Raw genomic sequence first — 24,526 nt, 5'->3', positions numbered from 1 at the left:
GGTCAGTTGCCGGTGTCGAGCAGCTGCTTGGCCTTCTCGGGCCAGGTGGCCACCGACGGCGCCGACCGCAGCCCGCCGGCCAGAATCGCGGCGCGCAAGGTGGTCGCGTCGGCGTCGGCGATTTGGCGGTACGTGGTGAAGCCACCCGCCGCGAGCGCGATCGCGATCTTCGGCCCCACACCGGGAATCTTCGTCAGGTCGTCCGGCTCAGCCACCGCAACCGCCACCGGCGCGACGGCAACTTCCTCGGCCTCGGAGACACCCGGCACAGCGGCAACGGTCTCGGCGACCGGGGAACTCGCCGGCTCGGCCACGGCCGCGACAGCAACCGGCGCGGGAACCGCCGCGACCTGCTCGCTCTCCGCCACACCGGGAACGGCCGCAACGGTGTCGACAGTGGACACCGGCACCTCGGCCGCCACAGGCTCCGCAACCGGCCGAGGCCGGGGCGCCCGGGTCCGCTTCGGCTTGACCATCGGCGCCGCTGCCTCCTCGGACACGGGCACCGCAGCGACCGGCTCAGTCCCGGCCCCGTCAGCGACCGCCTCGTTCTCCGAGACCGCGACGGCCGGCTCGGTCTCCGCGACGGTCGGCTCGGGTTGCCCGATGGCCGCAAGGGCCGGCTCGGGCTCGGCGTTGGCAGCGGCCGGCTCGGTCTCCGCAACGAGGGCAGCGTCCGACTTCGGCTCCGCGATGTCGGCGGCTACCGGCTCGGCGATGGCCGGCTCCGGCTCGGCTACGACCGCGCCGGCGGGCTCGGCGACCGGCTCGAGGTCGGTGACCGACTGCGGCCCCGCGACCACGGTCGGCTCGGCGCCGACGGGCTCGAGGTCGGCGGCCGGCTCGGCCTTGGAGGTGACCGGCTCGAGGTCGGTGACCGGCTGAAGGTCGGCGGCGGCGCCGGAGGCGGTGGCCGACTCAAAGGCGGCGGCCGGCTTAAGGGCTGTGGCCGGCTCGGAGGCGGCGACGGGCTCGAGCTTTTCGGTCTGTTCGGGCTCTACGGGCAAGTCCGTGGCGGCGGCCGAGTTGGTTTCGGTTTCGGGCTCGTCGGCCTGGTTCGGCTCGATCGCCGGGACGACCGGTTCCAGCTGGGTGGCGGCTTCCGGCTTGGTGGTCGTCGGCTCGTCATCGTCGGCGGACTCCGCCGGAGCGGGCTCGTCGTCAGCAGAAGACGAGGCGGGCTCGTCGGCGGAGGACGCGGCGGGCTCGTCGGCGGAGGACGCGGCGGGCTCGTCGGCGGAGGACGCGGCGGAAACGGGCGCGGTGACGGAAAGCGTGGTCGTGGCCGGCTCGGTCTGCGCGTCGTCAGGGGAAGGTGCGGCGACCTCGTCGGCGGGCGTCGCGGGAGTGGGCTCGTCAGTGGTGGCGGGCTCGGTGGGCACCGGCGAGGTGGAGGTCGGCGAGGTGGAGGCCGGCGAGGTGGGGACCGGTGAGGTGAGGACCGGTGAAGTGGGGACCGGTGAGGTGGCGATGGGGTCGGGGTCGGCCGTCGTGGTGGGGGACAGGGCTGAGGTGGGCTCCGGCGTGGTGGTGGCTTTGTGGTCCTCGGTGGCCGGAGTGGGGGTGGTGGCCACGGCCGCCGTGGGGGCGGAGGTGGGCTGGGCGGCGGCGACGGGCGTAAGCGCGGGCTTGCCGGTCTTGCGGGTCGGGCGCAGGAGCCAGCCGGCGGCGAAGCCGATCACGACCCCGGCAATTAGGTAGACGAATGCCATCAAGGGCCTCCGGACAACGAGGAATTCAGATTTAGCGCGCAGCTTTGCACATCCCGCCGTTTGGACACCATGAGGGTGGTACCGACGGGACGACAAAGCTCACCGGCCGTCAGTGATTCGTCACTAATGGATGAGAAATTAAAAGGGCGCCGCCGCGGGGGACGGTCCCGCGGCGGCGCCTGCCTGATCTCGGGAGATCAGGTGGAGGAGCAGGCTGCCCCGTTCAGCGTGAAGCCGGACGGTGCGGCACTGTTCCCAGTGTGTGTGGCCTGGAAGCCTATGGTGATCGAGGCCCCGGGGGCCAGAGCCCCGTTGTAGCTGGCGTTGCGGGCGGTGATCGGGCCCGAGGCCGGACTGTAGGTGGCGTTCCAGCCGGACGTGATGGTCTGGCCGGTGGGCAGGGTGAAACCGAGGCTCCACCCGTTGATCGCCGCGGTGCCGGTGTTGGCGATGGTGATCTGCTCGGTCAGGCCAGTGTTCCAGGAATTGACCGCCGCCGTGACCCGGCACGTCCCCGGCGGCGGGGTGCTCGGGGGCGGGGTGGTCGGCGGCGGGGTGGTGGTGGGCGGGGGAGTCGTCGGCGTGGTGGAGTCCAGGCCGAAGAACGTGATGGCTAGGCGGGCCATGCCGCTCAACGGCAGTGAGTGCCCCACCCCGGCCACGCTGATCCCCTCGACCGGGGCCTGGGCCGACGACGAGCCGTACCGGGTGCGGGTCCAGCCGGACTGCGGCGAGTCGGTCAGCGCCGGCGTCTGGCTGACGCCGTGCACGTTGGTCCACTGCTTGATGGCCTCGCCGAAGTTCGGATACCGCAGCGTCGCGTCGGTGGTGCCGTGCACCAGCTGCACGCGCGGGCGCCGGCCGCTGTATCCGGGGTAGGCCGCCCGTACGAGATCGCCCCACGCCTGTGGGGTCTGGGAGATCTGACCGTTGGCGCAGGCCGAGTTCCAGAGCGACCCGTCGGTTGTGGCGAAGCAGCCGAACGGCACGCCCATGTACGACGCGCCGGCCGCGAACACGTCCGGGTAGTCGCCGAGCAGCACGTTTGTCATCATGCCGCCCGACGAGGCCCCGGTGACGAACGTGCGGTTCGTGTCGGTGCCGTACCGCTGCTGCACGTAGCGGACCATCGACACGATGCCGGCCGGGTCGCTGTTGCCGTCGTGCCGCAGCGCGCCCGGGCTGGACACGTCGAAGCACTGGCCGCTGCGCGTCGCCGACGGGTAGATCACGATGAAGCCGTACTGGTCGGCCAGCGACGCGAACTCCGTACCGGAATAGAAGGCCGGGCCTGTTCCCGTGCAGTAGTGCACCGCGACCAGCAGCGCCGGCGTGGCCGGGAGCCGGTCCGGCACGTACAGATGCATCCGAAGGTTCGTGGGGTTGGTCCCGAAGCCGGTGACCTCCTGGAGCGACGCCGCCGAGGCCGGGGCGGCGGCGAGCGAAACACCGATGACGGCGGTCGCCATGAAAGCCATGAAAGACAGCAGACGCTTGATCATGACTGCCCCGCGCAGGTAGCGGTGGAGGGGCCGGTGCCGGTGCCCTGGAAGCCGAACTCGGTCGAGCCGCCGGCGGCGACCGACCCGTTGTAGGAGACGTTCGTGAAGGACGACCCGCTACGCGAGGCGTTCCACGTGTTGGTGACGGCGGCGCCCGACGGCAGCGTCACCGCGACGGTCCATCCCCGGAGCGCGGAACTTCCGGCGGCGATGCGGATGGTGGCCACGAAGCCTCCGTTCCACTGGTTGAGCGTGATGGCGGCCGTGCACCCGGACTCCGACGGCGGGGGAGTGGTGGTGGGCGGCGGAGTGGTGGTGGGCCCGCCGTTCAGCGCGTCCAGAACCGCCGTGTAGGCCGCCTTCTTGTTCCCACTGCCGTCGAAGAGGAGCGGGGTCCCACTGGCGCGCCACGAATCGGAGTCGCGGATGCCCCACACGGTGATCCCGTTGCACCGGGTCACGGCCAGGCAGGCCCGGGTGGCCGCGGCGAACGACGAGGCCTGGGCCGTGCCCGAGCCCTCGATGTCGAGCTCGGTGATCTGCACGTCGACGCCGAGGTCGGCGAAGCGCTGGAGGTTGGCCTGGTAGTCGGCCGGCAGCGGCGACTGCGCGTTGAAGTGGGACTGGAAGCCGACGCAGTCGATCGGCACGCCGCGCGTCTTGAAGTCCTGCACCATCGCGTAGACCGCGTTGCTCTTCGCGTTCTGCCCGTCGGTGTTGTAGTCGTTGTAGCAGAGCTTGGCCGCGGGGTCGGCCGCGCGCGCGGCGCGGAAGGCGACCTCGATCCAGTCGTTGCCGGTGCGCTGGAGGTTGGAGTCGCGGCGGGCGCCGTTGCCACCGTCGGCGAAGGCCTCGTTCACCACGTCCCACGAGTCGATCTGGCCCTTGTAGTGGGTGGCGACCTGGGTGACGTGGTTGACCATGGCGGTGCGCAGGGCGGTGCCGCTCAGGTTCTGCGCCCAGGGCGGCTGCTGCTGATGCCAGGCCAGCGCGTGACCGCGTACCTTCTTGCCCTGGGAGGTGGCGAGGTTGACGATCTGATCGGCGGAGCCGAAGGAGAACGTGCCCTGGGACGGCTCGGTGGCGTCCCATTTCATCTCGTTCTCCGGGGTGACCGAGGTGAACTCGGTGCTGAGGATGTTGGCGTAGGTGGTGTCGCTGAGTTTGTACGCGGCGACGGCCGTACCGAAGTAGCGGCCGGTGGCCGCCGCCGAGGCGCCGAGCGTGGTGGCCGCGTCGGCGGAGCCGGCGAGGAACACGCCGGCGGCGGGGATGACCAGCGCGAGGGCAAGGAAGCGGGATCTCATGCCGAAGCCTTTCCAAACGCATGAAGCGGCGGAGGCTTGCCCGACCTCGTTGCCGCAGCAGAAGACAGTGACCCGGATCGATCGAAACTTTAACGACTAGTTCCGGAAGATACAACGGCGGATTCCCGTAACTTTCGGCTCTCGTAGGCCGGGCGGTAGCGGTCGTCCAGCAGTGTCAGCAGGCTCAGCAGGACGACGAAGAAGAGGGTGGCGCCCACGTTGAGGTCGCCGCGGCCCAACAGCCACGCGGCCGCGAGGACGAGCCCGGCGTTGAGCACGAGTCGGGCGGCGAAGGCGCCGGCCATGGTGGCCGCCTTGAGCGAGGTGCCGGCGATCCCGAGCGTGACCGCGGCGTTCACCACGACGAAGGCGGCGACGCCGAGGAACAGTTCCAGGCCGGTCGAGCGCAGATCCGGCAGGAGTTCGCCGAAGATCACGCTGAGCAGGCCGATCAGGACGACCTTCTCCAGAGTGGCGGCGGAGAGCAGCCGCGGGGCGGTGCCGGGGCGGGGTGGCAGCGGGTCGGCGTGCACGTGCCACGACCAGTCCGGGCGCGGCAGGCGCGGCCGGGCCCAGATCCAGACGCCGATCGCGATGCCCACGGCGACCAGGGCGACCACCGCGGCGGCGACCGGATAGGCGGCCACGGTGTCGGTGACGTCGAGCTGGGCGATGTGGATCCACCACTCCTGCGGCAGCTTCACGAAGATCCAGATGGCGGCGGCCAGCAGGCACCACCAGCGGAAGCCGTATCGGGTGGGGTTCCAGCGAAGGCGGATCACCTCGTACGCGATGAAGAAGTACTCGAAGGTGTTGGGGAAGATCAGCAGGATGGCCCGCCAGCCGGTGAACTCGAACAGCACGACCCCGGCCAGCCGGTAGAAGTACAGGAACCGGGCGATCGACACGGCCGGCATGCTGGCCCAGTTGCGCAGCGTGGCCAGGTACGCGATGGCGAGGTAGTAGACGTCCATCGCCTTGTCGTAGTTCTGGTAGCCGGGCGGGTCGTACCCGAAGGTCTGGAAGATCGTCTGGTCGACGCCGTCGAGGATGAGCGCGGCCAGGATGGCCGGCAGCGGATAGCGCGGGATGAACAGCGGAACGATGAAGCGGGCAGCCACCACTGCCAGGAACACTGTCGTCGCCCCGGCGCTCATGGATAGACCGTCGTTGGGCCGGGCGCGCCGCGCCTCACCCGATCCGGATGATTGCGGTGCGCCGGAGGTCGGCGTCGATGGCGGCGGCCGTGGCGAGCAGCGGCGGCAGGAACCGGCGTCGCATGACGTCGACTGTCGCCCGGGCGGCCTGGACCGATACGTTCACCGCGCCGGCCACCGCTCCCGAGCGGTCGTGGATGGGGGCGGCGATCGCCCGCAGCCCCTCCTCGAGCTCCTGGTCGACGATCGAGTAGCCCTGGGCCCGTACCTTGTCGATCTCCGCGGCCAACGACGAGGCCGAGGAGATCGTTCGGTTTGTCAGCTTTTCCGGGCGGACACGGGCGAGATAGGCGTCTAAATTGGAGGATCCCGCCAGCAGTACCCGCCCCATCGACGTCGCGTACGCGGGAAAGCGGGTGCCCACGGTGATGGCGACCGCCATGATCCGCGAGGTGGGTACCCGTGCCACATAGACGATGTCATCACCGTCGAGAACGGAGAGTGACGACGACTCGTGCAGCTCGGCGGCCAGTCGCTCCAGGTGCGGGGCGGCCACGTCCGGCAGCGTCAGGCTCGACAGATAGGCGTACCCGAGGTCGAGTACCCGCGGCGTCAGCGAGAAGAGCCGCCCGTCCGTCCGTACGTATCCCAGATCGGCCAGGGTCAGCAGGAAGCGGCGCGCGGCGGCCCGGGTGAGGCCGCAGATCCTCGCCACCTCGCTCAGGGTGAGCTCGGGATGGTCGGCGTCGAAGGCGCGGATGACCGCGAGGCCGCGCTCGAGCGACTGGACGTGATGGGGTTCCCTCATAGATCGCTATCCAATTGATAAAGATCATTGACGTGACACGGGGCACATCCTAGCGTTCCTTATGAGAACGTTTGTTCGCAATGCGCACACCATAAACCGGAGGAACGTTATGCGGCGTGTCCTGATAGGTGTAGCTATAGCGACCCTCGTCGCCGGCGCAGGGGCATGTGGATCGTCTGAAGACAGCGGTGGTGACAGCGTCGACCAGGTCAAGGTCGGCGTCATCCCGATCGTCGACGTGGCCCCGATCTACCTGGGCCAGCAGAAGGGCTTCTTTGCCAACCGCAAGATCAACCTGACCATGGAGAGCGGCCAGGGCGGCGCCGCCATCGTGCCCGGTGTGGTCAGCGGCCAGTTCCAGTTCGGCTTCAGCAACTTCACCTCGCTGCTGCTCGCTCAGACCAAGAACGTGCCGATCAAGGCGGTCTCGGCCGGCGTCTCGTCCGTCGGCGAACAGGGCAAGGACTTCGGCGCCGTCGTGGTCAACGCGAACAGCCCGGTCAAGACCGCGGCCGACCTGGCCGGCAAGAAGATCTCGGTGAACACGCTGAAGAACATCGGCGACACCACCGTGCGCGAGTCGGTGCGCAAGGCCGGCGGCGACCCGTCGAAGATCAATTTCGTCGAGATGCCGTTCCCCAACGCGCCGGCGGCTCTCGCCGGCGGGCAGGTGGAGGCCTCCTGGCTCGTCGAGCCGCAACTCTCGCAGGCCAAGGCGGCCGGCGCGCGGATCGTCGCGTCCAACTTCGTCGACGCCGCGCCCAACCTGTCGGTGGCCGCCTACTTCACCTCGGCCAAGCTCGAGGGCGAGGACGCCGACCTGGTCAAGCGCTTCACCGAGGCGATCAACGAGTCCCTCACGTACGCCGACTCGCACCCCGACGAGGTGCGGGCGATCCTCGGCACGTACACCAAGATCGACGAGAAGACCCGGGCCGCGCTGATCCTCCCCAAGTGGCCGACCGAGATCAACAAGGACTCGGTGCAGACCCTGGCCGACCTCGGTGCCAAGGACGGCATCTTCGACGGCGCGACCCCCGACCTGTCGAAAATCTTGCCGTGAGATCCAAGGCCCTGCTCGGCCTGGCCGGCCTGGCCGGGCTGCTCCTGGTGGTCGAGCTGCTGCCGCGACTCGGCCTGGTGGACGACAGTTACCTGCCGCCCACCAGCGAGATCGCGGCGGCGCTGGCCGGCGAGCTCGGCACCACCGCGTTCTGGCAGGCCGTCGGCGACACCCTCACCGGGTGGGCCCTCGGCCTGCTGATCGCGGTCGTCGCGGGCGTGCTCATCGGCATCGTGGTCGGCGCGGTCCCGGTGCTGCGCGCGGCCACGGCGTCCACTATCGAGTTCCTGCGCCCGATCCCCTCGGTGGCGCTCATCCCGCTGGCGGTGCTGCTCTACGGCACCGACCTGGGCTCGGTGCTGCTGCTCGTCGTCTACGCCTCGTTCTGGCAGGTGCTGGTCCAGGTGCTGTACGGCGTGGCCGACGTCGACCCGATCGCCGACGAGACCGCGCGCAGCTTCCGCTTCAGCACCTGGGCCCGGATCCGCAACGTGCTCTGGCCGACCGCACTGCCGTACGTCTTCACCGGCATCCGGCTGGCCGCCTCGGTCGCGCTGGTCCTCGCGGTCACGGCCGAGCTGGTCATCGGCGCGCCCGGCCTCGGCAAGCTGATCGCGGTGGCCCAGACCTCGGGCGCGGTCCCGGACATGTACGCCCTGATCGCGGTCACCGGCCTGCTCGGCGTGGCCATCAACCTGGCCGCGCGGGTCTTCGAGCGCCGCTCCCTGTCCTGGCATCAGTCGGTCCGCGGGGAGGTCCCGGCGTGAAGCGTTTCCTCTATGTCGCCGGCCTGCCCCTTCTGCTGGCCCTGGGCTGGTTCTTCCTCAGCAAGGGCAGCGAGAACTTCTACGCGCCGCCGCTAAGGGACATTTTGCGCGCTTTTGTCGATACCTGGACGCCCGAGCGCCTGCGCGCCGACGTCTTGCCGAGCCTGGTGCGGCTTCTGTCCGGATATATCATCGCAGCGGCGGTCGGGGTGGCGCTGGGGGTCGCGATCGGACTCAACCGGCGGCTCCGAGCCACAGTGGAACCGGTGCTCGAATTCTTCCGCGCGATCCCGCCGCCCGTCCTCGTCCCGGTGATCATGCTGTTCGCGGGCATCGGCAACGGCATGAAGATCATTGTGATCGTCTTCGGCTGTGTCTGGCCCATCCTGCTCAACACGGTCGAGGGGGTCCGGGCAGTCGACTCGGTCCAGCTCGACACCGCAAAGGCTTATGGCGTACGCGGCCTCGCGTCGATCCGTACGGTAATCCTCCCCTCCGCCTCGCCGCAGATCGCGGCCGGGCTGCGGCAGGCGCTCTCCATCGCGATCATCCTGATGGTGATCAGCGAGATGTTCGCGGCCAGCAACGGCCTCGGCTTCACCATCGTCCAGTTCCAGCGCAGCTTCGCCATCCCCGAGATGTGGAGCGGCATCCTGCTGCTCGGCCTGCTCGGCTTCGCCCTGTCGCTGCTGTTCCGGCTCGCCGAGGGGCGTGCCCTCCGCTGGTACCACGGTCTGCGCGACGCGCAGCGCAAGTCATGAGGGATCGTCATGCTTGAAGTGCAGGGATTGCGCAAGGTCTACCACACCGGCGGCCGCGAGGCCGAGGCGCTGCGCGACCTGACGTTCACCGTCGAGAACGGCGACCTGGTCTGCCTGGTCGGCCCGTCCGGCTGCGGCAAGACCACACTGCTGCGCTGCATCGCCGGCCTGCTCACCCCGACCTCGGGCGCCGTCCGGCTCGACGGGCACGAGGTCAGCGGTCCACCGCCGGGTCTCGCGATGGTGTTCCAGGAGTACGGGCGGAGCCTGTTCCCCTGGATGACCGTGCGCGACAACGTGGCGCTGCCCCTGAAACAGAAACGGGTTCCCCGCCCGCGCCGCGACGAACTCGTCGGCCAGGCGCTGGAGGCCGTGGGCCTGGCCGGCACCGAATCGGCGTACCCGTGGCAGCTCTCCGGCGGCATGCAGCAGCGCGTGGCCATCGCCCGCGCGGTCGCCTACGAGCCGTCGACCCTGCTCATGGACGAGCCGTTCGCCGCCGTCGACGCGCAGACCCGGGCCGACCTGGAAGACCTCGTCCGCGCCCTCTGGCAGCGCCTGAAGGTGACGGTCCTGTTCATCACCCACGACATCGACGAGGCGGTCTACCTGGGCCGGCGCGTCATCATGCTCTCGTCGTCACCGACCGTCGTCCAGGACGAGATCACCGTCGACCTCCCGGCCGAACGGGACCAGCTGCACACCCGCGCCGACCCCCGCTTCACCGAGCTCCGCACCCACGTCTACGAGCAGATCCAGGCGGCGAAGCGGGGAAGGACGGAACCGGCGCAGGGCTAGGCCACCTGGCGCGGGAGGTCCATGCTGGGTGGTGACCCTTCGGGAGGCAGCATGGAGATCACCGGGATCTTTACCGCCATCATCATCGGTCTCATCATCGGAGCGCTGGGACGACTGGTCGTTCCGGGCAAGCAGAACATCCCTATCTGGCTCACGCTGGTCATCGGTGTCGTGGCCGCCCTGGTCGGCACGTTCATCGCGGCGCTGGTCGGCGTCGACGACACGCGGGGCATCGACTGGATCGAGCTGATCCTGCAGATCGCGCTGGCCGCCGGCGGCGTCGCTCTGGTGGCCGGCGTGCGGCGGCGGCCCTGACGATGTAAAGACCTCATCGGTGGCTCCGACTCATGGATGACACCTCGAGAAGGAGCACACCATGAAGTTCGTGATCGGTATGCACATCAACCCGGCCGTCCTCGACGCGCTGACCGACGAGGAGAAGGCGGCCATCGGTGACGGCCACGGCGCCCTGCTGGCCGAGCTCAAGGAGTCCGGCGAGCTGATCGTCACGCAGGCGCTGGCCGACCCGTCCCAGTCGGCCGTGGTGTCGGTCCGCGACGGCCGTACGGTCGTCACCGACGGCCCGTTCGTGGAGGCCAAGGAGTATCTGGGCGGCTTCTACCTGGTCGACTGCGAGAGCCGCGAGCGGGCCCTTCAGATCGCGGCCCGGATCCCCGACGCCGCCCTCACCGGCCTCGCGGTCGAGGTACGGCCGGTGATGTTCTACGACGGGGCGCTTGAGGCGTGACCCGCTCGGCGATCGAGGACCTGCTGCGTGAGCACACGCCGCAGGTCCTCGGCACGCTGGTCCGGCGCTACAGCTGCTTCGAGGACTGCGAGGACGCCGTACAGGAAGCGGTCCTGGCCGCCGCCGTGCAGTGGCCGTCCTCCGGGGTGCCGGCCAACCCACGCGGCTGGCTGACGACGGTCGCCGGCCGCCGGCTGATCGACCAGATGCGCAGCGACCACGCCCGCCGCTCCCGCGAGACGGCCGACTCCCTGGCCACCGTGCCCACCGACGTCCCCGGCACCGACGACACGCTGACGCTGCTGCTCCTGTGCTGCCATCCGGCGCTCACCCCCGGCTCGCAGATCGCGCTGACCCTGCGCGCGGCCGGCGGCCTGACCACGGCCGAGATCGCCCGCGCCTTCCTGGTGCCCGAGTCCACCATGGCCGTCCGGATCAGCCGCGCCAAACGCCTGATCAGGGACGCGGGAGGCCGGTTCAGCGAGCCGGCGCCGCTCACCGCCGTGCTCCACGTCCTCTACCTGATCTTCAACGAGGGCTACACCGCCGTCCACCGGGCCGACCTGGCCACCGAGGCGATCCGCCTGACCCGCGCCGTCCACACCCAGCGGCCCACCGGCAGCGAGGTGACCGGCCTGCTGGCCTTAATGCTGCTGACCCACTCCCGCCATGCGACCCGCACCACCCCGGCCGGCGACCTGGTCCCCCTGGACGAGCAGGACCGTACGGCCTGGAACCGCTCTTTGATCGCCGAAGGCCTGACCCTGGTGAGGGCGGCGCTGGCCGGCCCCACGCTCGGCCCGTACCTCCTGCAGGCCGCCATCGCCGCGACCCACGCCGACGCCGCCACCGCGGAGGAGACCGACTGGCGCCAGATCCACGCCCTGTATCTGATCCTGGAACGTATAGCCCCGAACCCGATGGTCACCCTCAACCGGGCCATCGCCTTGGCCGAGTTGAAGGGTCCCCAGGCCGGCCTGACTCTGCTGGCCACCCTGGACACCGACGACCGCCTGGCCCGGCATCATCGCCTGCTGTCCGTCCGCGCCCACCTCCGGGAAAAGGCCGGCGACCCAGCCGCCGCCCACGACCTCTACCGCCGAGCCGCCCGAGCCACCACAAGCCTCGCCGAACAGCGCTACCTCGAGTCCCGCGCCGTCCGATGCCGCACGCCCCTGTCGCCCAACTGAGCGTCCGGACAGCACCCTCTTTCGCGTTGTCGCCTACCGACGGGAAGGAGCTCGGCTCGTCGACATCTGCGCGATCTTCAACGCCGAAGGAGTCACCACGCCGGCGGGCGCGGCTGTGTGGTACCCCTCGCATGTCTCGCGCCTGCTCCGGACACGAGCGGCCCGGCAGCTTCTCACACCGTGCGCAGGTCCAGGGAGTGCCAGGTGATCTCGTCGTTGGCGGTGGTGGTGGACCACCAGAGCATGCCGGCTCGGAAGAAGGCGCCGTCGGCGTTGGGGGCCACGTCGACGGTGCGGCCGGTGGCCACGTCGTAGACGACCAGGGCGGCGGCGCCGGTCAGGTCGGTTTCGGCTGTGGGTTCGGCCAGGATCTCGAAGCGGTCCAGCACCGCCACGTCGGTGATGGCGGACTGGGCGGCGCCTCCGGCTATCCGGCGCCGGTCGGTGCCGTCGGGGCGGACCAGGTCGATGCGGGCGACCACGTCGCCGCCCAGGACCATGGCCCGGCACCAGACCGGGCCGCAGGTGAGCTGTTCGGTGCCGTTGCTGACGATCGGGTGGTCGCGGGTCGTGGTCAGGTTGCGCAGGCTCGGGGTGCCGGACGCGCTGCCGTCGTCGACCAGCCACGGCCAGGCGGACAGGGACCACTGTCCGGGCTCGAGCCGCACCCGGACCGGGCCGCCGGTCACCGGGACCGAGCGGATCTCGGTCTCCTTGGTGGAGTCGCCCTTGGCCGGGGCGGCCGTCCAGTGGACGCGGCCCTCGGCGACCACCAGGTCGTACTGGTTGCCGTAGAAGACCGCGTTTCCGGTGTCGGCCGTCAACAGGCGGGCCGTGTTTCCGGACAGGTTCGCCGTCCAGATCTTCACCGTGGTCGAACCGGCCGTCGACTCGGTCCAGAACAGCTGGTCGCCGCTGACCGTGAACGCCTCGAACTGCGGGTTGCCGTCGAGTGGCACGCGGCGCAGCTCGCGCACGCCGGAGCCGGAGCGCAGCAGCAGCCGGGCCTGGTCGCCGCCGGGGGTGGGCGCGGTGCCGACCGCCGTGGTCGCGTCCAGGTAGATCGACGGGTTGAACAGGGGGCCGTCGGGCAGGGCGGCCGGGAGGTCGGCGCGGGCGGCCGACGGCCAGGCGACCGACGCCGGCGACCGTGGCGGTGGCGGCGCGGGGGTGGTGGGGCCCGGCGTGCCGATCAGGAGGAAGGCGCCGGCGGCGAGGGCGATGGACAGAGCGAGCCCGGAGAGGCGGGTCATGCGTACGGCTGCTTCGGCTCGGGGACCTCTTCCCAGGTCTTCACCTCGAGGTAGGCCACGTCGACGTTGTTGACCGGGTCCTTGCCCTTCTGCGGCGTGTACGTGCCGACGAGCGCGACCCAGGTGTCGACGGGCACGTCGATCGGCGCCCGGCCGGTCAGGCCGATCTTGATGGGGCGGCCGTCGGCGGCGCAGCAGGACAGGACGATCCGGGCCAGCATCGGTTTGCCGTCGGGGGCGGCCGTGATGAAGCCGGTGAGCCGCACGTCCCGGTCCTTCATGCTCTGGCCGCCGTCGTACAGGGCCCGCGACGCGTAGTCGACCAGCCCGACGTCGACCGGGGAACCCTCGGGCAGCGGCGGATAGTCCGCGTTGTCGAGGGACTGCGCGGTGACGCTGCCGGCCTGCGAGGCCGCGTAGGAACCCAGAGCCGGAGGCGCGACCAGCAGCAGCCCGAGTACGGGCAGGATGAGCAGCCAGCCGACCCGCGGCTCGTGATGATCGTGCTCAGCTTCGGCGGACGGGGAACGGAACGAATACCAGAGGGTCATCACGGCCGCCGCCACCAGCAGCAGCCCCGCCCCGATCAGGAACGGGCGGAGGCCTTCCTTGACGTACCGCAAATAAAGATCGGTGAAGGACGCCCGCAGGATGGCCCCGCCGAACAGGAGCATCACGACGGCCTGGGTCAGTTTGCTCATAGCAGGATCGCCCCCACCCCGGTACCGATGCCGAGCGCCGCGACGAACGTCGCCGGCGCGAAACGGAACGTGAAGCGGCGGCCGAAGACGCCGGCCTGCATCGAGATCAGCTTGAGGTCGACCATCGGGCCGACCACCAGGAAGACCAGCCGCGAGGTCAGCGAGAACTGCGACAGCGACGCCGCCACGAACGCGTCGGCCTCGCTGCAGATCGACAGCAGGACGGCCAGCACGGCCAGCGCGATCACCGACAGCACCGCGTTGTCGGCCAGGCTCTGCAGCCACGCCGCCGGGACGATGACGTTGATGGTCGCCGCCGCGGCCGCGCCGAGGACCAGGAAGCCGCCCGCGTGCATGACGTCGTGCCGGCAGGCCGCCCAGAACGCCCGCGCCCGGGACAGGTCGTCGAGCTCGGGCCGGTGCGGCAGCTTGATCCACTCCTGCTTGCCGAGGCGGAGCCAGAGCCATCCCATGAGTACGGCGACGGCCAGGCTGGCCACGCCCCGGGCCACGGCCATCTCGGGCCGCCCCGGGAAGGCGATCACCGTGGCGGTCAGCACGATCGGGTTGATGGCCGGCGCCGCCAGCAGGAAGGCCAGCGCGGCGGCGGGCGTGACCCCGCGCCGGATCAGCGACCCGGCGATCGGCACGCTGCCGCACTCGCAGCCGGGCAGCGCCACCCCGGCCAGGCCGGCCGCCGGCACCGCGAGCGCCGGGTGTTTCGGCAGCGCCCGCGCCCAGAACGAGCGGGGCACGAAGACCGCGATCACCGCTGACAGCACGACGCCGAAGACGAGGAACGGCGCCGCCTGCACCAGCACCGACACGAAGACCGTGGTCCAGGTCTGCATCCGGGCGCCGTCGACGAGCCCGGCCAGCTGATCGCGGAAGAGGACCAGCAGCACGAGCAGCGCCGCCAGCACCTCCAGCGAGCCGATCTTCCGTTCCGGTCGCGACGCGCCGGCCGGCGGCGGTGAGGGCGCAGTCCAGTCGATGTCCTGCAGGCGGTTCAAGATCACTCCAATGCGGTCGGCCGCGGCCAACATACCGCACTCCGCACCGGCGTTAACCTGCGCATATGTCAATCAGTGCATGTGTTCAGAAGCCGATCGGCAGGCCCGCGTAGTTCTCGGCCAGCCCGCGCGCGCCGGCCTCGCTGGAGGCCACCCACCGCAGCTGCGACAGCTGGAGCTGAGCGTCGAACGGATCGTCGCCGGTGTGCAGCATCGTCGTCATCCACCAGGAGAAATGCGTGCAGCGCCAGACCCGCCGCAGGGCATCGTCCGAGTACGAGTCGGCCAGCGCGGCATCGCCTTCACGCAAAAGGGAGATCAACGCCCGCGACAGCAGCGTGACGTCGGCGATCGCCAGATTGAGCCCCTTGGCCCCGGTCGGTGGCACGATGTGGGCCGCGTCCCCGGCCAGAAACACCCGTCCGTGTCGCATCGGGGTCTGCACGTAGCTGCGCATCGGCAGCACGCTCTTGTCGGTGATCGGCCCCGGCGTCAGCTTCCAGCCGTCCTGCCCGTGCCCGAGCCGGGTCGCCAGTTCCGCCCAGACGCGGTCGTCCGGCCACGAGGACGGATCCGTGCCGTTCGGCACCTGAAGGTAGAGCCGGCTCACCGTCTCGGAACGCATCGAGTGCAGGGCGAACCCGTTCGGATGCCAGGCGTAGATCAGCTCATCGGTCGAGGGCGCCACATCGGCCAGGATTCCGAGCCAGGAGTACGGATACACGCGCTCGAAGGTCTGCGCGGGCACCGCCTGGCGGCTCGGCCCGAAGGACCCGTCGCAGCCCGCGACGGCGTCCGCGTCGAGCCGCTGCTCCTCCCCGTCGGCGTCCACGAAGGTCACGTGCGGCCGGTCCGACTCCACGTCGTGCAGCTGGACGTCGGTGACCTCGTAGAACACCGCGGCCGTACCGGCGGCGACCAGGTCCTTCTGCACCTCGGTCTGGCCGTAGACCCAGACACTGCGCCCGGTCAGGTCGACGAAGTCGAGGTGGTGCCGTTCGCCCGGCCACTGCAGGTAGATGCCCCGGTGCTCGTGCCCCTCGGCGCGCAGCCGGTCCCCGAGACCCATCGATTCCAGCAGCTCGACGCTGGAGCTCTCGAGGATGCCGGCGCGGATGCGCGAGGCCACGTACTCCTGGGAACGGGTCTCGAGCACCACCGCGTCGACGCCGCCGCGATGCAGGAGGTGGGCGAGGAGCAGTCCGGCCGGGCCGGCGCCGATGATGGCGACCTGGGTGCGCATGCGCTCAGCCAACGGCAGGCGGGCGAAAGCGGCAAGGCCCTATTTCCACTGGGCGGAAGCCAACGTCCGGCCGATGCCCCGCGCCGCCACCTGGAGCGCCGAGATCAACCGCGCCTGTTCCCGCCGCAGGTCCGGCACGACGATGCCCAGCGCCGCCACCACCTGGTCGGCCTGGCCGCGCACCGGCACGGCCACCGAGCACGCGCCCAGGCTCATCTCCTCGCCGGTCGTGGCGAAGCCCGTCGTCCGCACCCGTTGGAGCTGCTCGGCGAGCAGCGCCGGCTGCGTGATCGTGTAGGGCGTGATCCGGGTGAGACGCCCGAATGCTTCCGTCCGCACGTCCTCCGGGGCGTACGCCAGAAGCACCTTGCCCACCCCCGTGGCGTGCAACGGAAGCCGCGAGCCGATCTCGCTGACGACCGGGACCGACACGTGCCCGGCGAGCCGGTCGACGTAGAGCACCTCCCCGCCGTCGCGGACGGCGAGATGCACCGTGGCCAGCGTGGCGCCGTAGAGATCGTGCAGGAACGGCGAGGCGGCCTGGCGCAGGCCGGACTGCACGGGGGAGAGCAGACCGAGGTCCCACAGCCGGCGGCCGATCACGTACTGCCCGGTGGAGAGCCTGGTCAGCGCGCCCCACCGGGCCAGCTCGCCGACCAGCCGATGGGCGGTGGCCAGCGGCAGTCCGGCGCGGCGGGCCAGGTCGCTGAGCGTGAGGCTGCGATGGTCGGCGTCGAAGGCGCCCAGCAGATCGAGCACCCGGGAGGTGACAGTAGCGCCCATCGATACCCTGTCTTCCACTGAGCGGAAGGCAAGTATCGTCTCGGGGCCGCCGCCCGTCTAGCGTCCCCGGTGTGGAGACCCAGGCCGACATCAGCGCCGAGATAGCCGAGCTCCGCGGCCGCGGCGGGCCGCAACCGCAGCTCGACTACCCGCCGTACCGCAGCAGTGTGCTGCGGCACCCGACGAAGGACCGGGTCCTGGCCGATCCGGAGGGCGTCGAACTGTGGGCGCCCTGCTTCAGCAGCCGCGACGTCGCCGCCGACGAGGCCGACCTGACGATCCAGCGCGCGGGGGAGCCGCTGGGTGAGCGCATGGTGGTGACCGGCCGTGTCCTCGACGGGCAGGGCAATCCCGTACGTCATCAGCTCGTCGAGATCTGGCAGGCGAACGCCTCCGGCCGCTACTGGCACCAGCGTGATCAGCATCCGGCGCCGCTCGACCCGAACTTCGTCGGCGCCGGCCGCTGCCTGACCGACGCGAACGGCACCTACCGCTTCCAGACGATCAAGCCGGGGCCGTACCCGTGGCGCAACCACCTCAACGCCTGGCGGCCGGCGCACATCCACTTCTCGCTGTTCGGCACGGACTTCACGCAGCGCCTGGTCACCCAGATGTACTTCCCGAACGATCCGCTGTTCGACCTCGACCCGATCTACCAGTCGATCACCGACCCGAAGGCGCGCGAGGCCCTGCTGGCGTCCTACGACCACGAGCTGACCACGCCCGAGTACAGCCTCGGATACCGGTGGGACATCGTCCTGACCGGAACCCACCGCACCCCCCTGGAGGACCAGCCGTGACTTACGCTCCGGGGCAGACCGTCGGGCCGTTCTTCCATCTGGGTCTGCCGTACGCGGGTGACAACGAGCTTGTGCCGCCCGGCCGGCCGGACGCCGTACGCCTGCACGGCCGCGTCCTCGACGGGCAGGGCGACGGGGTCCCCGACGCCGTGATCGAGATCTGGCAGGCCGACCCGTCCGGCGCCGTCCCGAGGGAAGGCGGCTCGATCCGGCGCGACGGCTGGACGTTCACCGGCTGGGGCCGGGCCCAGACCGACCCGGACGGCCACTACTGGTTCTCGACGCTGGAGCCGCCGTCGTTCTTCGCGGTCACGGTGTTCGCCCGGGGCCTGCTGGACCGGCTGTTCACCCGCGCCTACGTACCGGCCGACGAGCTGGACGCGTTTCTCGAGGGGCTGCCGCCGGAAAGGCGGGATACGCTGATCACCACGCGCGAGGAGCGCGGCCTGCGCTTCGACATCCGACTGCAGGGCGAGGGTGAGACGGTGTTCCTGACCTTTCCCGGCCAGGCCCTATGAGCGACCTGCTCTGGCCCGGCGACGCGAGAGCCGACCCCCTCTGCACCGACGAGGCCGTCCTGTCCGCCCTGCTCCGGGTCGAGTCGGCCTGGCTGGCCGCCCTTCACCACCACGCCCCACCCGATCTCTCCACCCTCGTCGGACCGGCGGATCTGCCGGGCCTGGCGCGGGACGCGGAAGCGGGCGGCAACCCCGTCATTCCACTTGTCACGCTGCTCCGGTCCCGCTCCGACATCCGAGACATCCACGCCGGCCTGACCAGCCAGGACGTTCTGGACACGGCGATGGTGCTCGTCCTCACCGACGCCGCGGCCCGGATCCGCGCCGACCTGGCGGCGCAGGTCTCGCTGCTGACCGAGCTGGCCGACCGGCACCGCGGCACGGACATGGCCGGGCGCACGCTGACCCAGCACGCGGTCCCGATCACTTTCGGTCTCAAGGTCGCGGGCTGGCTGCAGGGCGTCCTCGACGCGCGGGACGCTCTGGACGCCGCCGAGCTGCCGATCCAGATCGGCGGCGCCGCGGGCAACCTGGCCGCGCCGACCGTCCTGGCCGGCGGCCCGGCGAAGGCCCGCGAGCTGGTCGCCGCCACCGCGGTCACGCTCGGGTTGCCGCCGCGCGAGCCGTGGCACACCAGCCGCGCCCCCGTCACCCGGTTCGGCGACGCGCTCGTGACCTGCACCGACGCCTGGGGGAAGATCGCCAACGACGTCCTGGTCGGCGCGCGGCCGGAGATCGGTGAGCTCACCGAGGCCCGGGGCGGCGGCTCGTCGGCCATGCCGAACAAACAGAACCCGGTCCTGTCGGTGCTGATCCGCCGGGCCGCCCTGGCCGCCCCGCCGCTGGCCTCGTCCCTGCACATCGCCGCCGCCACCGCGGTCGACGAACGCCCGGACGGCTCCTGGCACGTCGAGTGGTCCACCCTGCGGACCCTCGCCCGCCGCACCGTCGTGGCCGGCTCCCAGACCGCCGACCTGCTGGCCGGACTGCGAGTGGACGCCGTCCGAATGGCCACGATCCTGGCCGAGGCCCGTCCCGGCATCGACGCCGAGCAGCGAAAGTACGCCCCGGCGGGAGGGCCCTATCGGGGTGCGACCGACGAGATCATCGACGCCGTTCTGGCCCGAGCCGCGGAGAAGCCGTGCTGACATCCACCGTTCTCCTCGACGCGCCCGACCGGCCCCTGCTGCTGGTCGGACCCTCGCTCGGCACCTCGGTCCAGGCGCTCTGGGGGCGCTGCGCCCGGCTGATCAAGGGTCATCACGTCGTCGGCTGGGATCTTCCCGGGCATGGGCGCGGTGCTCCGGCGGCCGGCGCCTTCAGCATCGCCGACCTGGCGCGGGACGTTCTGGCCCTCGCCTGCGAGCTCCGGCCCGGATCACCGTTCCGGTACGCCGGCGACTCCGTGGGCGGGGCCGTCGGCCTTCAGCTGCTGCTCGACGCGCCGAAGCGGGTCGAGTCGGCCGCCCTGATCTGCACCGGCGCCAAGATCGGGGAGGCCGCGGGCTGGCGGCAGCGGGCCGAGACCGTACGGGCCGAGGGCACTCACGCCGTCGTCGCCGGCTCGCTTCAGCGCTGGTTCGCCCCGGCCTTCCCGCAACGGCAGCCCGCCGTCGCCGGTGCGCTGCTGGACGCGCTGCGCGCGGTCGACCGGGAGAGCTATGCGCTCACGTGCGAGGCGCTGGCCGCTTTCGACGTACGGCCGCGTCTGCCCGAGATCGTCGCGCCCGTGCTCGCGATCGCCGGAGCCGTTGACCAGCCGACCCCGCCGGAGGGGCTCGCGCAGATCGCGTCCGAGGTGCGCGACGGCCGTCTGGTCGTGCTCGAGGATGTCGCCCACCTCGCCCCGGCCGAGCAGCCGGAGCTGGTCGCCGGGCTGCTCGAGGAACACTTCGGCGGGCCGGCCACCCTCGAACGGGTGCGAGAAGCGGGCATGTCCGTACGCCGCCAGGTCCTCGGCGACGAGCACGTGGACCGTGCCGTGGCCGCGACGACCCCGTTCACCCGCGACTTTCAGGAGCTCATCACGGCGTACGCCTGGGGTGAGATCTGGACCCGTCCCGGCCTGGACCGCCGCAGCCGGTCGATGATCACCCTGACCGCGCTGGTCGCCCTGGGCCATCAGGAGGAACTGGCCATGCACCTGCGCGCCGCGCGGCGCAACGGGCTCACCGACGACGAGATCAAGGAAGTGTTGTTGCAGACCGCGATCTACTGCGGCGTCCCGGCCGCCAACACCGCATTCCGTATAGCGCAGAAAGTCCTGGCCGAATGACCGCGGAGATCATGCCGGCGCTCGAGGCGGTCGGGGCCGTCAAGGACGGCGACACCGTTCTGGTGGGTGGGTTCGGCATGGCCGGCATGCCGGTCGAACTGATCGACGCGCTCATCGAGCACGGCGCCTCCGGCCTCACGATCGTCAGCAACAACGCGGGAAACGGGGACACCGGGCTCGCCGCGTTGCTGGCCGCCGGTCGCGTACGCAAAGTGGTCTGTTCCTTTCCCCGGCAGTCCGATTCCTGGGTGTTCGACGGGCTGTACCGGGCCGGCAAAATCGAGCTCGAACTCGTGCCCCAGGGCAACCTGGCCGAGCGGATGCGGGCCGCCGGCGCCGGAATCGGCGCTTTCTACAGCCCGACCGCTGTGGGAACGCCGCTCGCCGAGGGCAAGGAAACACGCGTCATCGACGGCCGGGAGTACCTGTTGGAATATCCGATTCGCGGGGACGTGGCGTTGATCAAGGCTTACCGATCCGACCGGATCGGCAATCTCGTCTATCGCAAAACGGCCCGGAACTTCGGGCCCGTGATGGCGACCGCGGCCGCTGTGACCATCGCTCAGGTGGGTGAAGTGGTCGGCGCACTCGACCCGGAAGCCGTCGTCACCCCGGCCATCTACGTGAACCGGCTGGTCGTGGCATGAGCCTGACGCGGGAGGAAATGGCGGAGATCGTCGCCCGGGACATTCCCGACGGCTCGTACGTCAATCTCGGGATCGGGCAGCCGACCATGGTCGCCTCCTATCTGCGCCCGGGCAGCGGCGTCGTCCTGCACACCGAGAACGGCATGCTCAACATGGGCCCGGTCGCCACCGGGGACGACATCGACCCCGACCTGACCAATGCCGGCAAACAGCCGGTGACCGAGCTGCCCGGCGCGTCGTATTTCCACCACGCCGACTCGTTCGCGATGATGCGCGGCGGCCACCTCGACGTCTGCATCATGGGCGCGTTCCAGGTCTCGGCGACGGGCGACCTGGCCAACTGGTCGACCGGCGCGCCCGACGCCATTCCGGCGGTCGGCGGGGCGATGGACCTGGCGATCGGGGCCAAGCAGGTCTTCGTGATGATGACCCTGTTCGCCAAGGACGGCAAGCCGAAGCTGGTGCCCTCCTGTACGTATCCGCTGACCGGAAAGGCCTGCGTGAGCCGCGTCTACACCGACGTGGCGACGTTCGCCCTGTCGCCGGAGGGCGTCCACGTCGTGGAGACGTTCGGCACCACGGTCGAGGAGCTTTCGGCCCGGCTGGACGTTCCACTGAGCTGACGTCCCTTTCACAAGCCTGAGGTGACGCTGTGAAGGTGACTGACTTCTCGCCGTAAAAATTTGCGTGTCCTGCAAGATCTGGAAGATGCTGGGGACTTGATCGCGTCCCGCGGGCTCGTCCGGAGGTGCCAGGGTGAACAGGGTGGCTGCCCGACGCGCGGCGCGCGAGTTACTTCTCGTCGCCGTGCTGTTCCTCGCCTACAAGTTCGGCCGCATCCTGGTCGAGGGCCACGTCGACGAGGCGATGCGCAACGCCGCCTCGGTCTGGGACTTCGAACGGCTGCTGCATCTGCCCAGCGAGTCGGCGCTGCAGACAGCGCTGCTGCCGCATGACTTCTGGGTACGGGCGGCGAACTGCTTCTACGCGTACGTGCACTTCCCGGCCACCGCGATCACCCTGATCTGGATGTACGTCAGACGGCCCGAGATCTACCTGTGGATGCGGCGCACCCTGGCCACGCTGACGGCGTTCGCCCTGGTGGTGCACGCGCTCTACCCGCTGGCGCCGCCGCGCATGCTCACCTCGGCCGGCATGGTCGACACCGGACGTCTCTTCGGGCCCTCGGTGTACGGGTCCCCGAGCACCGACACGCTGAGCAACCAGTACGCGGCGATCCCCTCCCTGCACGTCGGCTGGGCCGTCGTGGTGGCCCTGGCCCTGGCCGGGGCCTTCGCCGGCCACCGCTGGCGCTGGGTCTGGCTGGCCCACCCGGTGATCACGCTGCTCGTCGTGGTGGTGACGGGCAACCACTACTGGGTGGACGCGGTCGCCGCCATGGGCCTGCTCGCCGTGGTCCTCGCCCTGGTGCCGCGCCCGGTCGTGGCGCAGCCCGCCCTCGAACCCGCCACGATGCCGGCGCCCGCTCTCGAAACCGCGCCCGTGCCGGCGGCCTTGGAAGCGCCGCCGGTCCCCGCCGTGTGGCCCCGGGCCGTGCCCGTTCAGCGCTCGTCCGACTCCGAGACGAACACCCGCCTGCCGTCGACGTAGGTCTGCGCCACCGCCGTCTCCGAGATCTCCCGGGGCTCGCCGGCGAACGGATCGCGGTTCAGGACGACCAGATCGGCGCGCATGCCGGGACGCAGGCTTCCGGTGTCGTCGAGGTGATTCACGTAGGCCGAGCCGCTCGTGTACGCGCTCAGCGCCGTACGCAAATCAAGGGCTTGATCTTCCAGGAACCTCTCCCGGTCCTCCTCGGGCAGCACGCGATTGACGGCGACGTGCAGGCCCTGAATCGGATCCGGGGTGCTGACCGGCCAGTCACTACCGCCGGCCAGCCGCGCGCCGGCCCGGTGCAGATCGCCGAACGGGTACTGCCATCCGGCCAGCTCGGGGTCGAGGAACGGGATCGTGAGCTCGTCCATCTGCGGCTCGTGAGCGGCCCAGTACGGCTGCATGTTGGCGGTGGCGCCGAGCGCGGCGAACCGGCGTACATCGTCCGGGTGTACTACCTGAAGATGGGCCAGATGCGGACGGGTGTCCCGCTGGCCGTTGGCCTTCCGGGCGGCCTCGACGGCGTCCAGGGCATTCCGTACGGCCTGGTCACCGAGGGCGTGGAAGTGCGTCTGGAAGCCGAGCGCGTCGAGCTCGGTCACGTAGCCCCGAAGCGCCTCCGGGTCGATGAAATCGATTCCTCGGTTGGAGGTAGTACACCCGCACGAGTCGCGATAGGGCGCGGTCATGGCGGCGGTGAAGTTCTCGGCGATGCCGTCCAGCATCAGCTTGATCGAGGAACAGCGCAGGCGGCCGACGGTGAGACGCTCCCGCTTGGCGACCAGCTCGGGGATCTGCTCGGCACCCCGGTCGCGGTCCCACCACAGGGCGCCGACGACGGTCGCGGTGAGCGCGCCGGTCCGGGCGGCTTGCTGGTACGCGTCGGAGATGTCGTCGTAGCCGTTGCTTGCCGCCACCATGGCGTCCTGCCAGGCCGTGATGCCGAGCGAATGGAGCAGGGCCTGAGCCCGCAGGAGACCGGCCAGCCGCTGTTCGGCGGTGGCGGCGGGGACGTCGACGAGGGACATGGCGCCCTCCTGGAGAGCGCCCACGGGGTCGCCGTTCCCGTCGCGGTCGATCCGGCCGGCGTCGGGGTCAGGGGTGTCGCGGGTGATGCCGGCGTACTCGAGGGCCCGGGTGTTGACCCAGGCGGCGTGGTGATCGCGGTTGAGCAGATAGACGGGACGGTCGGGGACGACGCGGTCGAGCAGGTGACGGTCGGGGATGCCGCTTTCGAAGCTCTCCATCGACCAGCCGCCGCCGACGATCCAGGCGGCATCGGGGTTGTCGTCCGCGTACTTCCGGATCCGGCGCAGGTACTCGTCGCGGTCGGTGGTGCCGGTGAGGTCGCACTGGCCGAGCTCGACGCCGCCCATGACGGCGTGGATGTGGGCGTCCTGGAAGCCGGGGATCAGGAGCCGGCCCCTCAGGTCGATCGTCTCGGTCCTGGGGCCGCGCAGGTCCCGGGCCGCCTGTTCGCCGAGCGCCGTGATGCGGCCGTCGCGCACCGCCAGGCCGGTGTCGAAGCCGTCGTCGGTGAAGACAGGACCATTGACGAAGACCAGGTCCGCGTACGCCATACGTGCTCCTCCTCGGGGTGTTTGGGGCATCCCATCACCCTCGGTCTCCTCCGTCAACGGCGTTGACATGGGCTCTGGCCTGGGGGGATGCACTCTTCCGGGCCCCGATTTGGCGTTGCGCCGTTCGAGGAGTAATGTTTTCCGAGCCGCCAGGGAGACGGGCGAGCGAGCGGGACCTTCACCAGGGCCCGGGCGCGGCCGTCCTGACGGAAATCATGAACTCAGCGGGGTTCGCTTTGCTGCGCCTTCGGGTCGGCGGTGCGGGTCGCGGTGGTGAATGGTGCCC

25 protein-coding genes and 1 pseudogene are annotated in these 24,526 nt (G+C 70.6%); 15 read left to right on the top strand and 11 right to left on the bottom strand.

Features of this window, described 5'->3' with window-relative positions:
• Positions 1 to 2: 2 nt before the first annotated feature.
• The 5 genes from ACGFJ7_RS32060 to ACGFJ7_RS32040 all read right to left on the bottom strand — a co-directional run bounded on the left by ACGFJ7_RS32060 (position 3) and on the right by ACGFJ7_RS32040 (position 6,486).
• Complete coding sequence (locus ACGFJ7_RS32060) at positions 3 to 1,712, bottom strand: helix-hairpin-helix domain-containing protein (protein ID WP_392645485.1); 1,710 nt, start codon at positions 1,710 to 1,712, stop codon at positions 3 to 5.
• A 197-nt stretch (positions 1,713 to 1,909) separates the two neighbouring features.
• Positions 1,910 to 3,181: a PHB depolymerase family esterase gene (locus tag ACGFJ7_RS32055; protein WP_360253239.1), complete on the bottom strand. Its 1,272-nt coding sequence runs from the start codon at positions 3,179 to 3,181 to the stop codon at positions 1,910 to 1,912.
• Between the two features lie 29 nt (positions 3,182 to 3,210).
• Positions 3,211 to 4,521, bottom strand: a complete 1,311-nt coding sequence (locus tag ACGFJ7_RS32050) for an endo-1,4-beta-xylanase (RefSeq protein WP_392645483.1) — start codon at positions 4,519 to 4,521, stop codon at positions 3,211 to 3,213.
• 89 nt (positions 4,522 to 4,610) lie between these two features.
• Positions 4,611 to 5,678 (bottom strand): hypothetical protein, encoded by a 1,068-nt coding sequence (locus ACGFJ7_RS32045; RefSeq protein WP_392645481.1) that lies wholly within the window; start codon positions 5,676 to 5,678, stop codon positions 4,611 to 4,613.
• 34 nt (positions 5,679 to 5,712) lie between these two features.
• Complete coding sequence (locus ACGFJ7_RS32040) at positions 5,713 to 6,486, bottom strand: IclR family transcriptional regulator C-terminal domain-containing protein (protein WP_360253233.1); 774 nt, start codon at positions 6,484 to 6,486, stop codon at positions 5,713 to 5,715.
• Between the two features lie 109 nt (positions 6,487 to 6,595).
• Between ACGFJ7_RS32040 and ACGFJ7_RS32035 the strand changes: the two genes are divergently transcribed.
• The 7 genes from ACGFJ7_RS32035 (at position 6,596) to ACGFJ7_RS32005 (ending at position 11,813) form a co-directional block, all read left to right on the top strand.
• Positions 6,596 to 7,549 (top strand): ABC transporter substrate-binding protein, encoded by a 954-nt coding sequence (locus tag ACGFJ7_RS32035; RefSeq protein WP_360253231.1) that lies wholly within the window; start codon positions 6,596 to 6,598, stop codon positions 7,547 to 7,549.
• Positions 7,546 to 8,316 carry an ABC transporter permease gene (locus tag ACGFJ7_RS32030; protein WP_360253229.1) on the top strand — a complete coding sequence of 257 codons (771 nt, stop codon included), beginning with the start codon at positions 7,546 to 7,548 and terminating at the stop codon, positions 8,314 to 8,316. Before ACGFJ7_RS32035 ends, ACGFJ7_RS32030 begins: the two co-directional genes overlap by 4 nt.
• Positions 8,313 to 9,077, top strand: coding sequence for an ABC transporter permease (locus ACGFJ7_RS32025; RefSeq protein WP_392645479.1), 765 nt, complete (start codon positions 8,313 to 8,315; stop codon positions 9,075 to 9,077). The genes ACGFJ7_RS32030 and ACGFJ7_RS32025 overlap by 4 nt, the downstream gene beginning before the upstream one ends.
• 9 nt (positions 9,078 to 9,086) lie before the next feature.
• Positions 9,087 to 9,875 (top strand): ABC transporter ATP-binding protein, encoded by a 789-nt coding sequence (locus ACGFJ7_RS32020; protein ID WP_392645478.1) that lies wholly within the window; start codon positions 9,087 to 9,089, stop codon positions 9,873 to 9,875.
• Positions 9,876 to 9,926: 51 nt separating this feature from the next.
• Positions 9,927 to 10,190: a GlsB/YeaQ/YmgE family stress response membrane protein gene (locus ACGFJ7_RS32015; protein ID WP_360253223.1), complete on the top strand. Its 264-nt coding sequence runs from the start codon at positions 9,927 to 9,929 to the stop codon at positions 10,188 to 10,190.
• Positions 10,191 to 10,251: 61 nt separating this feature from the next.
• Positions 10,252 to 10,623: a YciI family protein gene (locus tag ACGFJ7_RS32010; protein ID WP_360253221.1), complete on the top strand. Its 372-nt coding sequence runs from the start codon at positions 10,252 to 10,254 to the stop codon at positions 10,621 to 10,623.
• A complete protein-coding gene (locus tag ACGFJ7_RS32005; protein ID WP_392645476.1) occupies positions 10,620 to 11,813 on the top strand; it encodes an RNA polymerase sigma factor in 1,194 nt (397 codons plus the stop codon). Before ACGFJ7_RS32010 ends, ACGFJ7_RS32005 begins: the two co-directional genes overlap by 4 nt.
• A gap of 173 nt (positions 11,814 to 11,986) precedes the next feature.
• Here the strand turns inward: ACGFJ7_RS32005 and ACGFJ7_RS32000 are convergent, their stop codons facing one another.
• From ACGFJ7_RS32000 to ACGFJ7_RS31980, 5 genes are all read right to left on the bottom strand, one after another.
• On the bottom strand, positions 11,987 to 13,066 hold the full coding sequence (locus ACGFJ7_RS32000; RefSeq protein ID WP_392645474.1) for a hypothetical protein: 1,080 nt from the start codon (positions 13,064 to 13,066) through the stop codon (positions 11,987 to 11,989).
• Entirely contained in the window at positions 13,063 to 13,767 is a 705-nt protein-coding gene (locus ACGFJ7_RS31995) for a TIGR03943 family putative permease subunit (protein ID WP_360253215.1), read from the bottom strand. The genes ACGFJ7_RS32000 and ACGFJ7_RS31995 overlap by 4 nt, the downstream gene beginning before the upstream one ends.
• Complete coding sequence (locus tag ACGFJ7_RS31990) at positions 13,764 to 14,771, bottom strand: permease (protein WP_392645710.1); 1,008 nt, start codon at positions 14,769 to 14,771, stop codon at positions 13,764 to 13,766. The genes ACGFJ7_RS31995 and ACGFJ7_RS31990 overlap by 4 nt, the downstream gene beginning before the upstream one ends.
• A 94-nt stretch (positions 14,772 to 14,865) precedes the next feature.
• Entirely contained in the window at positions 14,866 to 16,023 is a 1,158-nt protein-coding gene (locus ACGFJ7_RS31985; protein ID WP_360253211.1) for a 4-hydroxybenzoate 3-monooxygenase, read from the bottom strand.
• A gap of 39 nt (positions 16,024 to 16,062) precedes the next feature.
• Complete coding sequence (locus ACGFJ7_RS31980; RefSeq protein WP_360253209.1) at positions 16,063 to 16,806, bottom strand: IclR family transcriptional regulator; 744 nt, start codon at positions 16,804 to 16,806, stop codon at positions 16,063 to 16,065.
• Positions 16,807 to 16,877: 71 nt separating this feature from the next.
• Here ACGFJ7_RS31980 and pcaH point away from each other — a divergent pair, with 71 nt between their 5' ends.
• From pcaH to ACGFJ7_RS31940, 8 genes and pseudogenes are all read left to right on the top strand, one after another.
• Entirely contained in the window at positions 16,878 to 17,606 is a 729-nt protein-coding gene (gene pcaH / locus ACGFJ7_RS31975; RefSeq protein WP_360253207.1) for a protocatechuate 3,4-dioxygenase subunit beta, read from the top strand.
• Positions 17,603 to 18,124: a protocatechuate 3,4-dioxygenase subunit alpha gene (pcaG, locus tag ACGFJ7_RS31970; RefSeq protein ID WP_360253205.1), complete on the top strand. Its 522-nt coding sequence runs from the start codon at positions 17,603 to 17,605 to the stop codon at positions 18,122 to 18,124. Before pcaH ends, pcaG begins: the two co-directional genes overlap by 4 nt.
• Positions 18,121 to 19,272 carry a lyase family protein gene (locus ACGFJ7_RS31965; RefSeq protein ID WP_360253203.1) on the top strand — a complete coding sequence of 384 codons (1,152 nt, stop codon included), beginning with the start codon at positions 18,121 to 18,123 and terminating at the stop codon, positions 19,270 to 19,272. Before pcaG ends, ACGFJ7_RS31965 begins: the two co-directional genes overlap by 4 nt.
• Positions 19,266 to 19,967 (top strand): annotated as a pseudogene (locus ACGFJ7_RS31960) (alpha/beta fold hydrolase); the annotation flags it as partial. The gene ACGFJ7_RS31965 and the pseudogene ACGFJ7_RS31960, both read left to right, overlap by 7 nt.
• 90 nt (positions 19,968 to 20,057) lie before the next feature.
• Complete coding sequence (gene pcaC, locus ACGFJ7_RS31955) at positions 20,058 to 20,399, top strand: 4-carboxymuconolactone decarboxylase (RefSeq protein ID WP_360254014.1); 342 nt, start codon at positions 20,058 to 20,060, stop codon at positions 20,397 to 20,399.
• Entirely contained in the window at positions 20,396 to 21,046 is a 651-nt protein-coding gene (locus tag ACGFJ7_RS31950; protein WP_392645472.1) for a 3-oxoacid CoA-transferase subunit A, read from the top strand. Before pcaC ends, ACGFJ7_RS31950 begins: the two co-directional genes overlap by 4 nt.
• Positions 21,043 to 21,669, top strand: a complete 627-nt coding sequence (locus ACGFJ7_RS31945; RefSeq protein WP_360253199.1) for a 3-oxoacid CoA-transferase subunit B — start codon at positions 21,043 to 21,045, stop codon at positions 21,667 to 21,669. Before ACGFJ7_RS31950 ends, ACGFJ7_RS31945 begins: the two co-directional genes overlap by 4 nt.
• A gap of 142 nt (positions 21,670 to 21,811) precedes the next feature.
• Positions 21,812 to 22,657, top strand: a complete 846-nt coding sequence (locus tag ACGFJ7_RS31940; RefSeq protein ID WP_360253197.1) for a phosphatase PAP2 family protein — start codon at positions 21,812 to 21,814, stop codon at positions 22,655 to 22,657.
• Here the strand turns inward: ACGFJ7_RS31940 and ACGFJ7_RS31935 are convergent.
• Positions 22,609 to 24,240 (bottom strand): amidohydrolase, encoded by a 1,632-nt coding sequence (locus tag ACGFJ7_RS31935; protein WP_392645469.1) that lies wholly within the window; start codon positions 24,238 to 24,240, stop codon positions 22,609 to 22,611. The genes ACGFJ7_RS31940 and ACGFJ7_RS31935 overlap by 49 nt on opposite strands.
• Positions 24,241 to 24,526 lie beyond the last annotated feature (286 nt).

Source organism: Actinoplanes sp. NPDC048988, from assembly GCF_043197815.1.
GTDB lineage: Bacteria > Actinomycetota > Actinomycetes > Mycobacteriales > Micromonosporaceae > Actinoplanes.
This window is presented reverse-complemented; position numbering and strand designations above follow the sequence as displayed.